Origin of the sequence: Hazenella coriacea (genome assembly GCF_004341825.1) — a bacterium.
Classification (GTDB): domain Bacteria; phylum Bacillota; class Bacilli; order Thermoactinomycetales; family Thermoactinomycetaceae; genus Hazenella; species Hazenella coriacea.
This window is the reverse complement of the sequence record NZ_SMAG01000002.1, coordinates 215,916-230,985: the sequence shown is the minus strand read 5'-3', so window position 1 is coordinate 230,985 and position 15,070 is coordinate 215,916. Positions and strand designations below refer to the sequence as shown.

The 15,070-nt window shown below is 39.2% G+C and carries 14 protein-coding genes; all 14 read right to left on the bottom strand.

The window, feature by feature from the left end; all coding sequences use genetic code 11:
- Positions 1–85: 85 nt before the first annotated feature.
- The 14 genes from EDD58_RS04435 to EDD58_RS04370 all read right to left on the bottom strand — a co-directional run bounded on the left by EDD58_RS04435 (position 86) and on the right by EDD58_RS04370 (position 14,900).
- Positions 86–1,303, bottom strand: coding sequence for a glycosyltransferase family 4 protein (locus tag EDD58_RS04435; RefSeq protein WP_165875794.1), 1,218 nt, complete (start codon positions 1,301–1,303; stop codon positions 86–88).
- A gap of 340 nt (positions 1,304–1,643) precedes the next feature.
- A complete protein-coding gene (wecB, locus tag EDD58_RS04430; protein ID WP_131923641.1) occupies positions 1,644–2,714 on the bottom strand; it encodes a non-hydrolyzing UDP-N-acetylglucosamine 2-epimerase in 1,071 nt (356 codons plus the stop codon).
- A gap of 181 nt (positions 2,715–2,895) precedes the next feature.
- Positions 2,896–3,459, bottom strand: a complete 564-nt coding sequence (gene hpf, locus EDD58_RS04425) for a ribosome hibernation-promoting factor, HPF/YfiA family (RefSeq protein WP_131923640.1) — start codon at positions 3,457–3,459, stop codon at positions 2,896–2,898.
- Between the two features lie 363 nt (positions 3,460–3,822).
- Entirely contained in the window at positions 3,823–4,020 is a 198-nt protein-coding gene (locus EDD58_RS04420) for a cold shock domain-containing protein (protein ID WP_131923639.1), read from the bottom strand.
- 120 nt (positions 4,021–4,140) lie between these two features.
- Entirely contained in the window at positions 4,141–4,863 is a 723-nt protein-coding gene (locus EDD58_RS04415) for an amino acid ABC transporter ATP-binding protein (RefSeq protein WP_131923638.1), read from the bottom strand.
- A gap of 5 nt (positions 4,864–4,868) precedes the next feature.
- Positions 4,869–5,603 (bottom strand): amino acid ABC transporter permease, encoded by a 735-nt coding sequence (locus EDD58_RS04410; protein ID WP_131923637.1) that lies wholly within the window; start codon positions 5,601–5,603, stop codon positions 4,869–4,871.
- A gap of 210 nt (positions 5,604–5,813) precedes the next feature.
- The gene (locus EDD58_RS04405) at positions 5,814–6,581 is read right to left on the bottom strand and encodes a basic amino acid ABC transporter substrate-binding protein (protein ID WP_131923636.1); all 768 of its coding nucleotides are present in this window, start codon (positions 6,579–6,581) and stop codon (positions 5,814–5,816) included.
- Positions 6,582–7,013: 432 nt separating this feature from the next.
- On the bottom strand, positions 7,014–7,289 hold the full coding sequence (locus EDD58_RS04400; protein WP_131923635.1) for an HU family DNA-binding protein: 276 nt from the start codon (positions 7,287–7,289) through the stop codon (positions 7,014–7,016).
- Positions 7,290–7,381: 92 nt separating this feature from the next.
- Entirely contained in the window at positions 7,382–8,095 is a 714-nt protein-coding gene (locus EDD58_RS04395) for a ComF family protein (protein ID WP_131923634.1), read from the bottom strand.
- Positions 8,092–9,765, bottom strand: a complete 1,674-nt coding sequence (locus EDD58_RS04390; protein WP_131923633.1) for an ATP-dependent helicase ComFA — start codon at positions 9,763–9,765, stop codon at positions 8,092–8,094. Before EDD58_RS04390 ends, EDD58_RS04395 begins: the two co-directional genes overlap by 4 nt.
- A 60-nt stretch (positions 9,766–9,825) precedes the next feature.
- A complete protein-coding gene (locus EDD58_RS04385; protein ID WP_131923632.1) occupies positions 9,826–10,260 on the bottom strand; it encodes a glycosyltransferase family protein in 435 nt (144 codons plus the stop codon).
- A 68-nt stretch (positions 10,261–10,328) separates the two neighbouring features.
- Complete coding sequence (locus tag EDD58_RS04380) at positions 10,329–11,075, bottom strand: response regulator transcription factor (protein ID WP_243648652.1); 747 nt, start codon at positions 11,073–11,075, stop codon at positions 10,329–10,331.
- A 318-nt stretch (positions 11,076–11,393) separates the two neighbouring features.
- Positions 11,394–12,596, bottom strand: coding sequence for a methionine adenosyltransferase (gene metK / locus EDD58_RS04375; RefSeq protein WP_131923630.1), 1,203 nt, complete (start codon positions 12,594–12,596; stop codon positions 11,394–11,396).
- Positions 12,597–12,935: 339 nt separating this feature from the next.
- Entirely contained in the window at positions 12,936–14,900 is a 1,965-nt protein-coding gene (locus tag EDD58_RS04370) for a S8 family peptidase (protein ID WP_131923629.1), read from the bottom strand.
- Positions 14,901–15,070 lie beyond the last annotated feature (170 nt).

The window sequence follows — 15,070 nt, the reverse complement described above, 5'->3', positions numbered from 1 at the left end:
GAGTCAGATAAGAGAGGCGAGACGGACCCCTTTTTTGGTCCGTCCCAGAAGTCACTCATTCTTCATTAAGTCATACATCATCCTACTACTTCTTTAGATTACTAAGGATTTGAAAAAAGCGATGGGCTAACTTTTTCCGATCCCCTTCACGGTCAATATAGTCTAGCCCATTTTTTTGGATCTCAACTAACTTTTCTGGTGAATACTGGCGTATCTCTGCAAGTGCTTTGGCCAATCCTTCAGGATTTTCGGCTCCTGCAAACACACCCACTTTATTATTCTCTACAATTTCCCGGACTTCCCCATCCACTGTAGTTACAATAGGAAGACCGATAAATGTGTAGTCAAACAATTTATTCGGTCGTGCCCCTCGAAATACTTCATTATCAGCGAGGGAAATAATTCCACAATCAGCTGCTTGTGTGTAATCAAAAATCTCTGCTTTGGGAACTGGATCTAGTAGATGAACATTATCTAATCCTTCTTCCCTCTTGATCTTTAACAATTTTTCTTTTTCTGGTCCGTCTCCAATCAAGACAATCGCCATTCTCGGATCTAAATGGCGACCTGCTTTTACTACATATTCCAATGCATTGGCAGGTCCATGGGCTCCTGTGTAAATAGCGACAAATTGTTCTTCTGTAACTCCCATTTTCCGTCTATACTCAGCTCGTTTGGCTGGATCAGGCCTCCAAGAATCCATTACAATCCCATTGGGGATTAATTCAATCTTAGAAATTGGAATTCCTTTATCAGCAATAAATTTACGCTGATGCTCCGTTAAAACAATGATTTGGTCAGCTTGTTGATATAAAAAGGACTCCATCCATAATAGTAGTCGAACAACCTCACCGTTATTTAAACCACCCATTTTAATCAGTGAATCTGGCCACAAATCTCGGACTTCAAACACAAAAGGAACACCTTTTAGTTTAGACAACATCCAACCTGCAAAGGCAGTAAATAAATGGGGAGAGGAGGCAATTAATACATCAGGCTTCTTTTTAAAAAGACCATCTAGAAAAAATGTGACCGCAAAGCTTCCCATATTGATAATCCGTTTAAAGTCATTACTCTGGTGAGGAAAAGACCAAAGCCAATTGAGATCTAAGCCTTCTACATCTTCTAACTCTCTAAGCTCTTCTTCTGTAATAAATGTTCGACGAGGATGAACAAACTTGGATAAAAATAGAGTTACCTCAGCATCCTCTTCTGTCACCCATTCCTTCGCCAATTCGTAGTGCCGAGTAATCCCAGCAATGTTAGGCGGAACTGCATAATGGTTCGCTAACCAAATTCGCAACAGATTCACTTCCTTATCTTGATATGAGTCAGAGACTCCTTGACTGGTTAGATGGAAAAATACTCCTAACTTATTTCAAGTTTTTGCATAACAAATTACTGATCTATGTTTCTCTGATTGCATAAATAAAGTTCAAATTCAATGAAATTGCTTATGAAAAAGCTCTTTGTAATATAATAGATAACATATTACAGAGAGATGAAAATAACAAACCAAATGTAACATAAATGAAATCTTCTGGGTATCCCCTTCTAAAAAAAATCAGAATTTAGCCATTCCCTTTAACTCCTTAAAATAAAAAAGAGCTTCACTGATGGAAGCTCTACCACTCCAAAAACATCTACTTACCAAGACCTTGTCGTAATAGTGAGATAATCTGTTTAGAAGCCTGTCCATCCCCAAATACAGGCTCAACTGCTGAAAAATCAACTTCAAACTGACTAACAGCCTCAAGAATCTGTTCTTGGTCTGCCCCTACTAAACGATTGCAACCCAGAGTAACCGTTTCGGTCCATTCCGTTTCATCACGCATCGTAATACATGGGACTTCAGCGAAAAACGCCTCTTTCTGTACTCCACCTGAGTCAGTCAATATCTTTTGCGCATGAACTTCTAATTGCAACATATCTAAGTATCCTACTGGATCAATTAATTTCACTAACGGATTCTTAATTTCTAGCCCAGCTTCAGATAGTTTTCCTTTCGTTCTTGGATGCAATGGTAAAACAGATGGGATGGACAATTGGTTCAATGCGCCAATAATTTGCTGTAATCGAGCTGGGTCATCAGTATTCTCAGCCCGATGTAAGGTGATTAAGATATAAGATTCTGGCTTAAGATCGAGATCATGAAGAATCGTTGATTTCTCTTCGGCTAATTTGCGGTTATAATTGACCGCATCCAACATCACATCCCCTGTGAGATGAACCCCTTTAGTAACCCCTTCATTAGCTAAATGATCAACTGCCGTTTGTGTAGGGCAAAAGAGCCATTCTGACATGTGATCTGTCAAAACACGATTCACTTCTTCTGGCATTAGACGATTAAAGCTACGCAATCCCGCTTCCACATGTGCAACTGGGATATGTAATTTTGCTGCAGCCAGTGCCCCTGCTAATGTGGAGTTGGTGTCTCCATACACAAGAAGACAATCTGGTTTTTCTTGAAGAATCACTTCTTCCACCTTAGAAAGCATTTCCCCAGTTTGGGCTCCATGTGATTTGGAACCTACATGCAAATTATAATTAGGAATAGGTATGTTCAACTCTTCAAAGAAGACTTCAGACATTGATTTATCATAATGTTGACCTGTATGTACCAAGATTTCTTCTGCCTCTTGACGAATGGCACGTGATACGGGTGCAGCTTTAATAAATTGCGGTCTAGCTCCAACCACGGTTAATACTTTCATTGAGCAGAACCTCCATCAGGTTATTGTTTAAACAGATTTTTTATGCATTTTATCATATCACAGGAAGATCATGATTCGACCATTATGAAAGAATTTTAACATAAAAAAGAGATCAACTCCCAACAGATGAAAGTTGATCTCTTTTTAAATAACTAACTTTTATATTCTAATCCCCATATTCTTACTCTGGTTCAATAAGCCCATATTTTCCATCTTTACGCTTATAGATGATATTTACATCGTCTGTAGCTGCATTGGAGAAAACAAAGAAGCTATGCCCCAACAAATCCATCTGTAAAATAGCTTCCTCAGAAGACATCGGCTTAAAATCGAAACGTTTCACACGAACAATTTCAAATCCATTTTCTTCGTGTTCCACTACAGCTGTGGTTCCATTCTTTCCTTCTATAGATTCCTCTTTGTAGACAGAGCGGAGGCTTCCATCCTGCCTGGATTTGCGGTTCACTCTTGTTTTATATTTGCGAATCTGCCTCTCCAGTTTCTCTACAACAAGATCCACAGATGCATACATGTCTTCGCTCAGCTCTTCAGCACGAACCAAAATACCTGGGAAAGGAATCGTCACTTCGACTTTATGACCATCTTTTTGGACGTTCAGTAAGACATAAGCTTCTGTTGAAGGTGGGCTATCAAAATATTTTTCTAGACGGCTCACCTTTTTTTCAACATAATCCTTCAGTGCATCTGTAATTTCTATGTTGTTGCCACGGATGATACATCTCATAGAGAAATCCTCCTTCCTCTTTCTACTTGTTCTATTCCCCTATTCGGGAAAAATTCCTCCCCTAATCTTTACAAAATCTTTAAGGAAACTTAAGGAAAATATCAATATATCATACAAAACTCGTTCATTCCCAAATTAATCCACAATTCATATAGAGGCGATGACAAGAAATACACATCAACTGATTCGATGTATCTGAATCTTTTTTCAAAAAAGCCATACACCTCTTGATCAGATAGTGTATGGCTAGATCAATCTTATGTTATGTACTATATATGGATCCCAATCCCAATTATTATATACATAGAAAACTCCCCAAAAGAACTAAGTCTTTGGGGAGTGTTTTACCATAGTCAGGAATGATTAAGCTTTAACAACATTTGCAGCCTGTGGTCCACGGGAACCTTCTACAATTTCAAACTCAACCAATTGACCTTCTTCTAATGCTTTGAAACCATCCATTTGAATTGCAGAAAAATGAACAAATACGTCTTCTCCGCCTTCGCGCTCAATGAACCCGTAACCTTTTTCCGCGTTGAACCACTTGACTTTGCCTTGCATGAAAAACAACATTCCCTTCTTAAATCAAATATGTTGCACACGATTCGTATCGTACACTAATTAAATATACCATTCCAACAAAAACAATGTCAAGATAGGCATAAAACTATTCTCTCGCTCCTACAAGATCTTACTTAAAAAAATCTTCGTTCTTTCATGATTTGGTTGATTAAACACCTGTTCAGGGACGCCTTCTTCTACAATGACCCCTCCATCCATAAAGATCACTCGGTCAGCCACTTCCCGTGCAAATCCCATTTCGTGAGTGACAACCACCATGGTCATTCCTTCTTGTGCTAGTTGTTTCATAACAGCTAAAACCTCACCTACCATCTCAGGATCTAAAGCAGAGGTAGGTTCATCAAACAACATCACCTTTGGCTCCATTGCCAATGCACGGGCAATCGCTACCCTCTGTTTTTGCCCTCCCGACAACTCTTCTGGATAAGCATTTGCCTTTTCGGCTAATCCCACTTTTTCAAGCAATTGAAGAGCATCTTGAATCGCTTGATCTTTCGAGACCTTACGAACATGAATAGGAGCCATCGTAATATTCTCAAGTACCGATTTATGAGGAAAGAGTTCAAACTGCTGAAAAACCATTCCTACTTCAGTCCGAACTTGGTTGATATTGGTCTTCGGATTTGTGAGATCATGACCATTAATGACCACCTTGCCCGACGTGATCATCTCTAATAAGTTTAAACAGCGTAAAAAGGTACTTTTACCAGATCCACTAGGTCCAATAACACAAACGACTTCTCGCTCTTTAACTTCTGTATTAATACCTTTTAACACCTGTAAGTCTGCATAATTCTTAACTAAGTTGTTTACTTGGATCACTCAACTCACCTCTTACTCAAATTAACTGAAAATCGCTTCTCAAGATAAAAAATGATTCTTGATAAAATAAAGGTTAGTACTAAATACATCAGACCCACCGTCAAATAGGGAGCCCATTTTTCAAGTGTATTCTTTGCAGTCGTAAAAGCGGCATAAGTAATATCATTCACTGCAAGTACAGCTACCAATGAAGAGTCTTTCGTGAGAGAGATAAATTCATTTCCCAGAGGAGGAAGCGAACGCTTAAACGCTTGTGGGAGAATCACATGTCTCATGGCCTGTCCATAAGTCATTCCCAGTGAACGAGCTGCCTCCATTTGTCCTTTATCAATCGATTGTATTCCACCACGAGAAATCTCAGCAATATATGCGCCTGCATTCAAAGACAACGCTACAAATCCAGAAACCATCCCTGAAGGTGATTCATTAGCTCCTAAAAGGTCCATCGTCAAAGTAGGTAAGAATGCAAAATGAATTACATAAATTTGTAATAACAAAGGAGTACCACGAAATAAATCCACATACACCTTCGCAGGGAAATCCAACCACTTTTTCCCCGAAATCCGCATCAAGCTAAGAAGTAACCCAATCATCAATCCTACACAAATGCCTACAACTGATAATAGAATCGTCATGAAGAAACCTCTAATAAATAGATCTTTATACTCACCAATCACAGACCAATCCACATTTAAAAAGTCAATAAAAAATTGATTGATGTCTATTCCAGCTACCAACATAGCGAATCCCCTTTCAAATCAAGTACCTTCCCATTTACAAACAGGTTATTCACAGAGTTATCCACAAAGTTATCCACAGTATCCACATGCCCAATAATTTTCTAGATAACCCCACATAGAACTTGTTGATTTACCATTATCCAACAAATTTAAATACTCCTGAGTGAAGGACAAAAGAGGAGTGCTGCTCAGCACCCCCCTACTTCACTATTACTTCTTTTTCCCGAAATACTTTTCATAGATTTGATCATAGGTTCCGTCAGCTTTGATCTTAGCCAATCCATCATTTAATTGCTTTAGTAACTCATCATTTCCTTTTTTCACAAGGATTCCATATTGTTCTTTCTCCACCTGAGGATCTTCAATAATTTTAAATTTATCTGACCCTATTTTTTTGAGATATTCCATCGCTACTGCATTATCAGCTACAACAGCATCTGTCCGTCCAAATGTCATATCTTCAACAGTTGAAGGAAAATCCTCGTATCCTTTAAGTCCTTCATATGTTTTACCAAAATGCTTGTGTACAACCAATTCACCCGAAGAAGCAGATAATACTCCTATTTTTTTCCCTTGCAGATCTTTTAATGACTGAATCGAAGATTGAGAAGGAACCAGAATGACTTGCGTTGCCTCGAAATAAGAATCCGTAAAGTTGTATTTTTTCTTACGATTCTCATCCATCGTAATCGCAGCAATTGCACCATCAACTTTTCCACGTTCAATCCCAGCAAACATTCCTTCCCAACCTAAATGTTGTAACTCAATTTGCAAGCCACTAGCTTTGGCTACAGCTTGTAAAATATCTGCATCAAAACCAGTAATTTTTCCATCCCCTTCTAATTTTTCAAAAGGAGGAAATGCCGCATCTGTCCCAAATACAATTTTTTTCTTCCCATCATCAGAAGATGCACAACCAGAAAGTGCTAATGAAAGTATTAAAATTGCGGATAAACTTAACCACCATATTTTTTTCATGTCCCTTTTTCCTTTCTACTTAGAAAGCTAACTCCTATATAAAAAATAAGTCCATTTCATTTCTTGGTTCATTATACAATATCATGTATAGATATTCAACGTTGTTTTGATGTCTAATTCTTTGATAAAGGGGAAAAGAAAAAGATAATACGTCTAATTTATCAAGGTTCACAATGTCTACCTTGGTGATATAGAAAATATCCAATTTCAGGTACAAAAACCAACATTAAGTTATAAATATGCATTCACTTCACATCTAGTGACCCAAGTACTTGTCATAGGCATAAACCAACCTCCTTCGCTCATTCGGTGATGATTTGTGTCCAGCTTTCAATAATTATAACGCAATTCGGAATCCGGTACCAATTGTGATTTGTATAGTAACTGCAGAATAAAAAATGTCAGGATCATTTCGACCCTGACATTTTTCACTTACTGATTCACTAATTCTTTTAGTTGTTTTCCTGGTTTAAAAGAAGGTACTTTGCTTGCTTCAATCTTAATTTCTTCACCTGTCTGTGGATTACGCCCTGTGCGTGCTGCACGCTCCCGAACTTCAAAGTTACCAAATCCAATGAGGGAGACTTTTTCTCCATTTTGTAGTGCTTCTGAGATGGTTTGAAGAACTGTTTCCACCACAGCACTCGCTTCTTTTTTGGTTTTACCTGTACTTTCTGCTACCTTTTCAACTAATTCCGTTTTATTCACTTTTCAACTCTCCTTATTGTGTAATAGAATAAGAGGATTCCTAATATTTGTTGTTGCCACGTCTTCGAGTTAATATACCTACTTTTTAATAACTATCTAGCAAATGTGATTGAGTAGACCTGTTCAGCACCTGCTTGCTTTAATACTTTTGCACATTCTCTAATTGTAGTACCAGTTGTATAGACATCATCTACGAGAATCAATGACTTTTTTTGAAATAAAAGCGGGTCCACGGATTCATTTAAAGCAAAGGCTTGTTTTAAAGACCGCAGGCGTTCACTTCTACCTCTTCGGCTTTGTGAAGCAGTAGGCAACGTTCGCACTAATAGATGGGAAGCAAAGATATCCGTTTTCTTCGCAATAACATGAGCGAGTAATTCAGCTTGGTTAAATCCGCGCTCTCGCAATCGATCTCTATGTAAAGGTACATATGTGATCATTGCGATGGGTAAATTGCTAAAATGGCGAATCATCACATCTGCCATCCATTCTCCAATAGGCACAGACAAGCTTTCCAATCCACGGTATTTAAACAACTGAAACAACTGCTTTACCCCATCCGTGTACTGAACGGCACTACGATTTACAATTCTCTCCTCCTCAAGAACTCTCATACAATCTAAACAGAGTTCCATAGCAGAATCTTTGAAAGCCCGTCCACAGACCTGACAAATAGGATTCTGAATCTCTCTGATCAGATCTTGGCATGGTTCACAAAGTTTCCTTTTTGCCGACTTCGACCGAGTACTTTGACAGCCCCAACATGTCGGTGGAGGTGGAAATAACATCGACCACCATTCCCTCATTGGAAATACGCCTCTTTTTTAAGAAATCCTTCTTTTTTAGCTAATTGATTCAAATAATTAGTTTCTTTAATTGCATTCCGTTGGGCTTCAGTTTTTTCATTGGCTATAAACCACACTTGTCCAGCTAAATATGTGTGAGAGCGACCGACTCGTCCAGCAATTTGTATGAGTGATCGCCGGTCAAAAACTGTATGATCTGCTCCAATCACCATTACATGTCCATGTGGGATGGTAACACCTCTCTCTAAGATCGTTGTTGTTACCAATAATCTCGTCTGCTGATTTCTAAATGCCTGTATAGTCTGTTCTCGCTCTGGATGACGACTAAAAACCCCTTTTACATCCATCTTCCAAGAAGGAGCTTGTGTCGCAATCCATAGAATCACTTGTTTCACATCACAAAGGCGTGGAACAAAGAGAAACGCTTGTCCATGGGTCTCTTGAACTTGATGCAGAAATTCAAAGAGTACAGGGATTTCATCTTGGTTTTTAATCTTTTTCCATAAGTTACGAACAATATGCAGTTTAGGAACAGGAAGCGGGTAGCCGTGATATCGCACAGGTAAGGTGATGGTATCCAAAGTTCCTTGTCGGACAAGTTTCTTCCATTCACTCGGAGGAGTAGCTGTTAACAATATTTGTTTAGCTGTCTTTTTACATGCACGTAAAACCCCTTGCTCTAATCCTTTGTTTTGATATAACGGGAAAGCATCGACTTCGTCTATAATGGCAAGATCAAAGTGCCGGTAAAAACGCCATGTTTGATGGGCTGTAGCCACAATGATTTCTCCTTTTACCCATAAATCTGGACTCCCACCGTAATAAGCCTTAATTGGCACTCCAGAAAATGAACGTTGCAAACGCGGAGCAATCTCCATCACTACATCTTTACGTGGAGTTACCCACAACACCTTTTTTCCCTGCTGAAGTAGCTCTGTGATCACTTCAAACATTAACTCCGTTTTTCCTGCCCCTGTCACTGCCCAAACGAGTAACTGACTTCTCATGGATGACATAAATTGTCTAATAGATCGATTAACTTGTTTCTGAGCTGGAGTTAACTGGATAGAGCTAACTTGCTTCACTGCTCTTGGTTTTGAAATAGTAGACCGATCAGAGAAAAGTAGAAAAGGAATACAAGTTCGAGACTTTCCTAAGAGTATACAATTTTCACAAACTGCACATTTTTCACCACAAGTAGCACATGTAGTGAGTTGAATCTTTATATGATCCCCTAAACATCGATGACATCGCCATCGATGAACAGCCCCTTCGACCTGCACTCCAGGTAACAAAGATACCTCTCCGCTTAAATAAAAGGATTGAACGATTTGACAAAGCTCCTCTTCTGAGATAGGGAACTTCAACTTTTGTACTAAGGAAAGTAGTTCTTGCCATAAAAGAGCTCTTCCTGATAGATCAGGAGCGAGTCTCTCTTTTTTCTCTTGCCAGCCCCTGTTCCCCTTCACTTCTTCAGTCGGATAAACAACCCCTTTACTTTTTATAGGAGTCCTCCCCTGTAACCATTGATACGCCACCCCCATAGAAGTCGTTTGCCCCAACCATTGAATGTTTTTCCCACAGCTCTTCCATTTCATCTGATCTACGGTTGGAGCTAGACTTAGATACATCTTAGGATCATCAGTACATCGATAGATAAAAATCTCCAAATGGTTCCACCTTCCTCACAAAAAAGGTCAGACTCTTGGGTGTCTGACCTTCAGGCACATCTATGCTAAGAACCTCTCTGATTCTTTCTCTATGTCACCTAATCGTAAATCAAGGACAATCAGCTTTTCTTTGTTCTGCTTTTGTGAGAGCAACCACTGTTGAATCGCTTCATCCTCACTGGGAAAAGGACTCATTTTGATGATTTGTAGTTGTGGATATCTATGTTGCAAACGTTGTAATATGACCAAGGTATCATCTGTAGAGCCTAGATCTATACATGTCAGTAAAGAATTTTTTCGATATTTACCTTTGGTCACATTCCAGAAATGATAAGATCGAATCATCCACTCGATGGATTGTTGGCTGTTATGTGTAATCATCACAAGATGATAAGCTTTGTTGTGATAGTAGTTACCGAAATATTTAGACAAAAATTTAACCAGGAAAAACATCGCTACATACAGTGCTGCTCCCCAAAAGATCCACTGTTCCATCGACATCTCCCCTCCTAACTTTTAATGTATGCAGGAAGGCGGAAGTTGTGAACAGTACTCCGAAAGGACTAGATTAGTTGAATCCATCCATACTTAATGGCAAGCAATACCGCTTGTGTCCGATCCTGAACGTTCATTTTATACAGAATATTACTCACATGATTTTTGACAGTTTTTTCACTTATATAAAGATCTTCACTAATTGTGCGGTTATTCTTACCTTGGGAAATTAAGCGTAGCACTTCCATCTCTCTATATGTTAACACTTCTTGCCAAGAAATAGGAGAGTGAATTGAATATAAATATTGAAATACTTGTTCTTTGTGACTGAGACGACGGAGCTCTTCAACAAGTCGCCCCATCAAAATGGGGTGAATATAAACCCCACCATTAGCTATGATTCTCATGGCTGTGATCATCGGATAAATTCCAATATCTTTCAACATAAATCCAGATGCCCCTTTACGAATCGTCTCTAACACATAGGGATCATCTTGTTCAGATAAAATTAAAATCTTGGTATGGGGAGCCAATTGACTGAGACGATAAGTGATTTCCACTCCATCCATCCGAGGCAAATGTAAGTCGATCAAGATCACATGTGGTTTCGTCACTCCGCATAAAGAAATGACCTCCATCCCATTATCACATTCTCCTACCATTACCATATCCTCTTCTTTACTTAACGCTAACTGTAAATCTGAGCGAAATCGGCGGTTTGGATCAGCAATCAAAATACGGATGGGGGCGAATGATACAGTAGGAGGACGAAATTTCCTTTTCTGAGTTTTAGCTTGAGATCGCCTCTCAATCAAGGGACTCACCTCTCTTCTACGGAATATTTGGTTATATTCAAATTTTATCATTATTCTATATAATTGTTGAGTAAAAATCTTAAAATAACAGAATTAAGATTATAAGGCTTTTACTCATAACAATAACCCTTAGTTCTATTTGATGGAGGTTATTATGCTCATCACTGTACAATAATACTAAAACTGCCTCACTCAGTCTTAAAGTCAACACTAGACTTTCGCTAATTATAAAAGGATTCAACTTTGGCTACTTCTATCCAAAAAAGCTACTAGTCCTTTTTAAGACTAGTAGCTTTTTTGTTTTCTATAAAGTGAAATTTATAGACCTGCTTCTTTTTTCAAGAACTCAGCTTGATCTGTACGCTCCCAAGGAAGATCAATATCTGTACGACCAAAGTGACCATAAGCGGCTGTTTGGCGATAGATCGGGCGACGAAGATCTAGTTGGCGAATAATACCAGCTGGACGTAGATCAAAGTATTTCTCTACCCATTCAACCAACTGCTCTTCTGATACTTTTCCAGTACCAAAAGTCTCTATACGAATAGATACTGGACGTGCAACACCAATCGCATAAGCTAGTTGAACTTCGCATTTATCAGCTAAGCCAGCAGCTACGATGTTTTTGGCTACATAACGAGCTGCATACGCCGCGGAACGGTCCACTTTTGTAGGATCTTTTCCCGAAAATGCACCACCACCATGTCGTGCATATCCGCCATAGGTGTCTACAATAATTTTTCTACCTGTAAGACCTGCATCACCCAGAGGACCCCCGATGACGAAACGACCCGTTGGATTAATAAAGTATTTAGTCTGTTCATCAACCATCTCTTTCGGGAGAATAGGCACAATCACATGCTCTTGAATATCCTTTTTGATTTGATCCAATGTTACATCTTCTGCATGCTGGGTCGAACAGACAACGGTATCAATCCGTACAGGTTGATCCTCTTCATATTCAACTGTGACCTGGATTTTCCCATCAGGACGAAGGTAATCCAAAGTACCATCAACACGTACCTCATGTAAACGACGAGCAAGTTTATGTGCGAGCGAGATTGGAAGCGGCATCAATTCAGGAGTCTCATTGCATGCAAACCCAAACATGAGCCCTTGGTCACCTGCACCAATCGCTTCAATCTCCTCTTCAGTCATGGAACCTTCCCGTTTTTCAAGTGCCACATCGACACCTTGTGCAATATCACTTGACTGCTCATCAATCGAAGTCAGTACGGCACAAGTAGTCGCATCAAAACCATACTTAGCACGGTCATACCCAATATCACTCACTGTTTTGCGAACAATCTTAGGGATATCCACATAACAATTGGTAGTGATTTCACCAGCTACAAGTACAAGCCCAGTAGTCACTGATGTTTCACACGCAACGCGAGCATTTGGATCTTTCGCTAAAATCTCATCCAAAATAGCATCTGAAATTTGGTCACAGATTTTATCTGGATGTCCGACAGTCACCGATTCTGAGGTAAATAAATTTCGTTTTTTCTCTTTGGACATCGTTGTTTCTCCTCCTTTATATCATCCGTTTACAAATAAAAAAGCCCCTCTCCGAGGAAAGGCGCTTTTTTTGTTTTTCACCCTTTACAAACCCTCGAACCTTAAACGCTAGTGTCAAGACTCGCACGTTTACTTTAGTGAGCAACTGTAAAGAGGCTCTTTATCATGAATAGAATACCCTAAAGAAACCACAAATACAATCATCTTTCATGTTAGACAATCACCACATTATCAATAAATCAGATGTAATTTTTTACATAGCGATTGTTGCATCATCCATGCCCCATCTCTTCAACCACATGCTATAACCTTAGACCCTAAGCAAATCCTTAGAACGATCTAATCATCCACTTTTCTCCCTTTCTCCATCTCAAAATAAGCTCTAATATGATAGGGTTGCTCAATGGAGTTTGAACCATAGTCCGAAACTCGAAAAATAAGACTGCCCGCCTTTACTTGGAGAGTAATTTCTTCCCTTTCTCCTTCTCCATTTAGATCCAATCTCTCTTCTTTTATTCCTGGTTGGGACAGAACAGACAGGACTGGGTCCATTCTAGGTGTCGTTGGAGTGATAAACAACTCCAACTTCCCTGCTTTGGGAATCATAAAACGAAACCAATCTTCGTCTCCTTTTTTATGAATGGTTCCTGACCAGCTTTGCCATCCCTCTTGAAGAGGAAGTTGATAAGCATTCCATGGAAAGTCGTTATTTTCAAAGAGGTCTGCCTCGATGAGAAAACTAGCTGAAAACTGGTAGGGAATCTTCCTCTGTCGATCATCACTTTGAGAAAAACGAAGTTGAATATAACCTGCAGGAGCTGTTACTTTCAAATCTGATATGGAATCCAATGAATAAATTGCAGACTTACCATTAGACAAATAAATTTCCAACTTTAGACCCTTTCGGTCACTTCGCTTATTCCCAAAATCTAAGGATAGAGTTCCAGGGTACTCTAAGTATAATTGATACCAATCCTCATCTTTTGAAGTTAACTCACCTGTTACTTGTTGATACAAAGAGATTGGTGTGGCTTTTTCTTTGGAATTATTAGGCTCAAAACGATCAGGAAGTGGTTTTTCGGTGACTGCCCGATAAGCATTCAGACGACCATACCCTAAGGATTCATCCCATTTAGGTAGAGAGGGGACTTTGTCAGCAGTTTGACGTAACAAGTTTCGTACATCTGCGACTGTATATTCTGGATGGAGTTGCCAAATGAATGCTGCGACTCCAGCAACTTGAGGAGCTGAAAAAGAAGTTCCTGAGTCCAGCTCCGTTCCTCCACCACTTTTAATCGATTTAATCAGTTCACCAGGAGCCACTAAATCTAGACCCGCTCCAACATTAGAACTCGGTTCATGTCTCTCGTCTGCGCGAACGGAGCCTACTCCTACAACTGTTGGGAAAGCAGCTGGATAATATATAGGTCTCTGATATACAACTTGACCATTTAAATCATAAGTGGCATTGCCTGCCGCACCAATTACCAAAATCCCTTTCTCCTCGGCCTGTTCGATCACCTCTGCTAACAATGGAGAATAAGTCCAACTTCCTTGTGCCAATACGATAATATTCGCTTGACGCCGAATCGCTTCTTTCATACCTTCAACTGTAAAATACAGATCTCCATCGTTTCCGTTTTCCAACACTTTGATTGGCATGATCTTTCCATTTCCAATAGGATGATCCGGCTCTTTCATTCCACCCCAAACAGCAGATAGAACCCCTGCTACCTTTGTTCCATGCCCTAAATGATCTTGAGGAGGTAGCGATCGATTTTTAATATTAACACCTGGTACAAGTAATGAGGATAAATGGGGATGATGAAGATCCACCCCTGTATCTACAATGGCCACAACTACATCTTTACTTACATTTCTTGTATGAGATAAGTAGGAAAATACTTGCCAAGCCTCTGGTGCTTTAATCTGATCTAGATAATAGTATTCGTCATACAAATCCCAAGAGATAGAATAGCTACCAGTCACTTGATACTTTTGATTCGGCAGTATATATAGAATGAAATCTTCTCTAGACCATTTTAATTGCCATTCATTCGCTTGATTACCTGGTTTCAATCGAGCCAGTATTGTGTAATCATGGGGATCCTTTGAGACTGAACGGTGAAGCACATCAATAGATTTCCAAAATTCCGAAGGTAATTCTCCTTTTGCTCTAATAATCCACTCTTCATTCATCATTGAATTCGTCCAAGTTTTAATCGATAGAGGAACAGACTGCTGAACACCCAAACACATACAAAAAATGAATAGCCATTTCCCCCAAAACTGAACTAGGTTCATCACAATCACCACTTCAGAAATCTTTTTTTAAAAAAGTGACATAAAACCATGCTAACTTTCGAACACATATATAAGAAGTGTAAATATAATTGTTACTCTATTAGTATTGTACCCCTTGTAAACTATTTTTCAGCAATTTTTTGTCCTTTTGTTTACTACTCTTGATGCTT

Bases quoted from the DNA above. Each gene is read 5' to 3' on its own strand.
- wecB (WP_131923641.1), bottom strand. From the start codon at position 2,714: ATGAAAGTATTAACCGTGGTTGGAGCTAGACCGCAATTTATTAAAGCT.
- hpf (WP_131923640.1), bottom strand. From the start codon at position 3,459: ATGAGATGTATCATCCGTGGCAACAACATAGAAATTACAGATGCACTG.
- EDD58_RS04420 (WP_131923639.1), bottom strand. From the start codon at position 4,020: ATGCAAGGCAAAGTCAAGTGGTTCAACGCGGAAAAAGGTTACGGGTTC.
- EDD58_RS04410 (WP_131923637.1), bottom strand. From the start codon at position 5,603: ATGTTGGTAGCTGGAATAGACATCAATCAATTTTTTATTGACTTTTTA.
- EDD58_RS04405 (WP_131923636.1), bottom strand. From the start codon at position 6,581: ATGAAAAAAATATGGTGGTTAAGTTTATCCGCAATTTTAATACTTTCA.
- EDD58_RS04395 (WP_131923634.1), bottom strand. From the start codon at position 8,095: ATGAGGGAATGGTGGTCGATGTTATTTCCACCTCCACCGACATGTTGG.
- EDD58_RS04385 (WP_131923632.1), bottom strand. From the start codon at position 10,260: ATGGAACAGTGGATCTTTTGGGGAGCAGCACTGTATGTAGCGATGTTT.
- metK (WP_131923630.1), bottom strand. From the start codon at position 12,596: ATGTCCAAAGAGAAAAAACGAAATTTATTTACCTCAGAATCGGTGACT.
- EDD58_RS04370 (WP_131923629.1), bottom strand. From the start codon at position 14,900: ATGAACCTAGTTCAGTTTTGGGGGAAATGGCTATTCATTTTTTGTATG.